This is a genomic window from Syntrophomonas sp. UBA5494, from assembly GCF_002426325.1.
This window is the reverse complement of record NZ_DIPG01000094.1, coordinates 52300-56868: the sequence shown is the minus strand read 5'-3', so window position 1 is coordinate 56868 and position 4569 is coordinate 52300. Positions and strand designations below refer to the sequence as shown.

6 protein-coding genes are annotated in these 4569 nt (G+C 51.8%); all 6 read left to right on the top strand.

Translation table 11 applies throughout. The annotated features are described in order from the left end of the window. Positions 1-788 (top strand): NAD(+) synthase (nadE, locus tag B3W37_RS10430; protein WP_483175689.1); only part of this gene is annotated, 788 nt, incomplete at its 5' end. A 42-nt stretch (positions 789-830) separates the two neighbouring features. Next, on the top strand, positions 831-1517 hold the full coding sequence (locus B3W37_RS10425; protein ID WP_483175687.1) for a methyltransferase family protein: 687 nt from the start codon (positions 831-833) through the stop codon (positions 1515-1517). 28 nt (positions 1518-1545) lie between these two features. Then, the gene (locus B3W37_RS10420) at positions 1546-2301 is read left to right on the top strand and encodes a YebC/PmpR family DNA-binding transcriptional regulator (RefSeq protein ID WP_483169965.1); all 756 of its coding nucleotides are present in this window, start codon (positions 1546-1548) and stop codon (positions 2299-2301) included. 305 nt (positions 2302-2606) lie between these two features. After that, complete coding sequence (locus tag B3W37_RS10415) at positions 2607-3173, top strand: hypothetical protein (RefSeq protein ID WP_483175686.1); 567 nt, start codon at positions 2607-2609, stop codon at positions 3171-3173. Between the two features lie 138 nt (positions 3174-3311). Then, on the top strand, positions 3312-3803 hold the full coding sequence (gene ruvC / locus B3W37_RS10410) for a crossover junction endodeoxyribonuclease RuvC (RefSeq protein WP_483175684.1): 492 nt from the start codon (positions 3312-3314) through the stop codon (positions 3801-3803). A gap of 34 nt (positions 3804-3837) precedes the next feature. Further along, a complete protein-coding gene (ruvA, locus tag B3W37_RS10405) occupies positions 3838-4440 on the top strand; it encodes a Holliday junction branch migration protein RuvA (protein WP_483175683.1) in 603 nt (200 codons plus the stop codon). Positions 4441-4569: the final 129 nt, after the last annotated feature.

Below are 4569 nucleotides of genomic sequence, written 5' to 3'. Positions count from 1 at the left end.
GGGGGCACACGAATTCTTTAAAGGAGACTAGAACAATGAATCCGGAGGCAGTGGTAAACTATCTGGTAGAGTGGCTGCGCAGCGAGGTGGCAGCGGCTGGAAAGAACGGGGTGGTACTCGGGGTAAGCGGCGGCGTGGATTCCGCGGTAGCGGCGCTGATTGCCAAAAGGGCTTTCCCCGGCCAGACGCAGGCCTTACTCTTACCCTGTGAAAGCAATCTGACCGACCTCTGGCATGGCCAGCTCCTGGCAGAACAAAACGACATTCCCTACCAAATCGTAGACCTTGATAATCCCTACCTGCTCCTGGTGGCCCAGTTTGAGGCCTATCTCAAAACGGATCGGGACTTGGGCCAACTGCTCAAGGCCAACATAAAACCGCGCCTGCGCATGCTGACACTGTACTATCTGGCTCAAGCCAGGAACTATCTGGTGGTGGGAACCAGCAACAAAAGCGAGATCAGCGTGGGCTACAGCACTAAATATGGCGACAGTGCGGTGGATTTGCAGATACTGGGCGACTTGCTGAAGAAAGACGTATTCGCCCTGGCCAGTTACCTGCAGGTGCCGGATGTCATTATAAATAAGCCGCCTTCCGGCGGGCTGTGGGTTGGACAGACCGATGAGGGGGAAATGGGGGTCACCTATAAGCAGTTAGACGCCTATCTGAGTACAGGCGAGGGTGATGAGGCGGTTATTGCCAAAATCGAGGCCATGATGAAAGCCAACCGGCACAAACAGCACCTGCCCCGGGTAGCAGTGCTGCCCGATGATTTGAAGCTGGACTGAAAGTGATTTACAACCAAACCGGGGAATTGAAGGGATGATGCTATGAATTCCAGGCAAAAGAGTGTATTGATTCGGGTTACGGTTGCCGTAATGGTATTCCTGTATGTGGCCTATGTGGCCAACAATTATGTCCTTAGCGGCCGCCTGCCCAGATTTGACTTTGCAGTCATCACCGGGTTTGTAGGCATTTATTTTATCTGGACCATCATCTCCGAGACCTTGTTATATCAGGATCCTGATGTATTCGTCACTGAGGACGATGATCAATGGTCTTACGCTTATCTGCAGTTGTCCTCGATGATAGCCCTTTTTTACGCCGCCATTGATTTCTTATCCACCCATTACACGCGTATTTCTGGCCTGGAGCCCGGCATCATATATATAGGCGTAATTTTATTTGTAATCTCCTGCATCTATCGAGGCTGGGGCTTAAGGGCCATAGGAAAATATTTTAACCCCCGCATCGCGGTATATGAGGGGCATCAGCTTGTCACCAGCGGCCCTTATCGAAGCATTCGCCATCCTTTATACCTGGGGGTCTTCATAAGCTTGCTGGCCATTGATATGATTTTCAATTCCTGGGGGGCTTTATTGATTACGCTTCTCTTCACCCTGCCGGCCCTGGTCTATCGCATCAAGCTGGAGGAGGAGTTCATGTTGAAGTATTTTGGGGATCGATATAAAGAATATATGCAGAATAGCAAAAGGCTGATACCGGGACTCTGGTAGCATTCGGTTATTAAGGGGGTTTTATGTAATGTCAGGACACTCCAAATGGGCCAATATCAAACACAAGAAAGCGCGCTCCGATGAGAAACGCGGCAAGGAATTCACTAAAGTCGCCAAAGAGATCACAATTGCGGTCAAAAGCGGCGGAGGCGGCGATCCGGAAAGCAACGCCAAGCTGAAGCTGGCCATACAAAAAGCCAAAAGCATCAATATGCCCAATGAGAACATCACCCGGGCCATAAAGAAGGGCACCGGGGAGATACAGAGCGAGGCCATCGAAGAATTTTGCTATGAGGGTTATGCCCCGGCCGGAGTAGCGGTAATGCTGGACATTGCCACCGACAACCGCAACCGCACCGCACCTGATATCAGGCATTTATTCTCCAAGCATAACGGCAATCTGGGGGAAAGCGGCTGTGTATCCTGGATGTTCAAACGGGTGGGACTGATCAACGTTGACAAAGCCAATGCCCCGGATGAAGAAGAACTGATGCTTATGGCCCTGGAGTGCGGCGCCGATGATGTGCGCGACGAGGGCGACAGCTATGATATCATCACTGGCCAGGACAATTTTCTGGAGGTGAAGGAAGCCCTTGAAAATACGGGTATTGCCATAGCTGAGGCCGATTTAGACATGCTGCCGGAAACCCAGGTGGAAATCAGTGATGTGGATACCGCCCTGAAAATCATCAAGTTGATAGATCTTTTAGAGGATCATGACGATGTTCAAAAAGTATATACCAATATGAATCTCACCGAGGACGTTTTAGATAAACTGAGTTAATAATTCAGAAAACACCAGGGGACAGCCGCGCCGTCTTCCCGCCGGGAGGAGTGCACCTGTCCCTTATTATTTAGCCTGCGGTAACAGCGACCAGATTCCGGCGGGAGTAGGCCGGCGATTCTGTGGCGTTTATCACCTTGGCAGCCCTCTCAAAAAACAGCACATCCGGGCTGATTGCGCCCTGGTCAACCCACATGATATAGCGCTGTTCTTAAGACCCCGGTTATAAGCATATCCGAAAGCGGCCAAGGCAGGGGTATAATTTTGCATAATTTGGCAATAATAAGTCGCAGAGGTGATAAACCATGCGGCATAAGGGAATAATTGCTCTGGTTGTGGCAGCCTTGCTCCTGGGGGTGGGATTGGGATTTTTTCTCACCGGCGGGCAGCCCTTTAATAAACTGGTTAATGAACGCAAGCCGATAGTTGAGGTTGAGCCGGTACAGAGCAGGGTGGACAACAACACCCAGGTGATCTACGAGCGGGAATATCAGCAATGCGGCCATGTGGTCATTTCTGAGTTTCCCAATGCTATAGAATTGATCGGCAAAACCGTGGATGAAATCCGGCAGCTGTACAATGAACAGAACGGCTATATGGTTAAAATCGAAGGCAACACCATCACCTTGCGGCAGCTGGTCGGCGACTGGTGCCCGCAGGACTACGAGAAGACCCGGATAAAGGAATATCAGGGGCGTCTGGCCGTTTACAAGGGGCCGGATGCGGCTCATGACGAACTCTTAAGGGTTACGACCATCAGAATAGATGTCTTGCCGGGGGAAATTGTAGCTGCCATTCGCAATGGCCAGTATGAATTTGCGAATGAAGCCATGTTAAACGACGCCCTGGATAGCCTCGACGAATATATGTAAAGGCCCCCGAACACAAGTTTGCTTATGCTAAGGCCGGTTATCTGGCCTTAGTCTTTATTTTCTGGGCTATTTACTCATGGCACTGGAAAACAATATCAAGTATCATAAATGTATCTATGGGGTAAGGAAGTCGCTTTTATGAGGGTTTTAGGACTTGACCCGGGGACCGCCCGCACCGGCTACGGGGCGGTCGAATACCGCGGCGGGCGCATGCGCCTGCTGAACTATGGCTTGATCACCACCGCTGCGGATATGGAGATGCCCCGGCGACTGCTGTCGATCAACCGGGAATTGACTCAGCTGATTGAGGATATTCAGCCCGATGCGGTAGCGGTAGAACAGATCTACTATCACAAAAATGCCAAAACCGTAATTACGGTGGCTCAGAGCCGCGGAGTGATTTTACTGACCAGTGCCCAGGCCGGACTCTGTATAGCCGAATACACCCCGCTGCAGGTCAAACAGGCGGTGGTCGGATACGGCGGAGCTGATAAAAAGCAGGTGCAGTACATGGTGCAGAAGCTGCTGGCCCTCAAAGAAACGCCGCAGCCGGATGATGCTGCAGATGCCTTGGCCGCGGCCATCTGCCACCTGCACTTCCACCGCTTATCCAATTTATATAAGGCTTAGGCTATGGAAATTCGCAGGCAAAGGTGGCTTGTTTATGATTGCTTTTGTTAAGGGTATTTTGCACAACCTCAGAGGGGATCTGGCTGTAATCGACGTGAACGGCCTGGGCTATGAAATCAACATCCACCCGCGTGCGCATAACGGGCTGCCCCAGTGCGGGCAGCCGGTTATGCTCCACACGCATCTGGCGGTTTCCGAGAATGAATTTAAGCTGTACGGGTTTCTGGATCAGGCCGAACTGGATCTGTTCCGGCTCCTCTTGTCCATATCCGGCATCGGCGCTAAAGCCGCTCTCAACGTGCTCGGCCATATGGAACCGGCCCGGTTCTACCAGGCCATCGCCAGTCAGGACGAAAAGGCTTTGCTGGCGATTTCCGGGGTGGGCAAAAAGAGCGCCCAGCGCTTATTATTTGAATTGAAAGACAAGGTGCCTGCCGAACTGGCTTTGACCCCGACGCCATCCGAGAGCCCCCTGCCCTTCAGCGAAGTTATGGAGGCTTTGGAGGCCCTGGGATACAACCGCAGCGAGGTTTTTCCCGAGTTGATGGAGTTGAAAAACCAGGGGCTGTTAGGCCGGGAAGTAGCCCATAATGTCAAGCTGGTGCTGAAGAAGAAAGCCCAACAGCTTAAGAAATAGGAGGGAGGCAGGACATGCGGGATGAGCGCTTAATATCGCCTCACTTTATCGGGGAAGAGGATCATCAAGAGAATACCTCCCTGAGGCCTTTGCGACTGGCGGACTATATCGGGCAGAGCAAGGTCAAAG

Excerpts from the sequence above, each read along its gene's own strand:
- B3W37_RS10420 (WP_483169965.1), top strand. The coding sequence starts at position 1,546 with ATGTCAGGACACTCCAAATGGGCCAATATCAAACACAAGAAAGCGCGC.
- ruvC (WP_483175684.1), top strand. The coding sequence starts at position 3,312 with ATGAGGGTTTTAGGACTTGACCCGGGGACCGCCCGCACCGGCTACGGG.
- B3W37_RS10425 (WP_483175687.1), top strand. The coding sequence starts at position 831 with ATGAATTCCAGGCAAAAGAGTGTATTGATTCGGGTTACGGTTGCCGTA.
- B3W37_RS10415 (WP_483175686.1), top strand. The coding sequence starts at position 2,607 with ATGCGGCATAAGGGAATAATTGCTCTGGTTGTGGCAGCCTTGCTCCTG.
- ruvA (WP_483175683.1), top strand. The coding sequence starts at position 3,838 with ATGATTGCTTTTGTTAAGGGTATTTTGCACAACCTCAGAGGGGATCTG.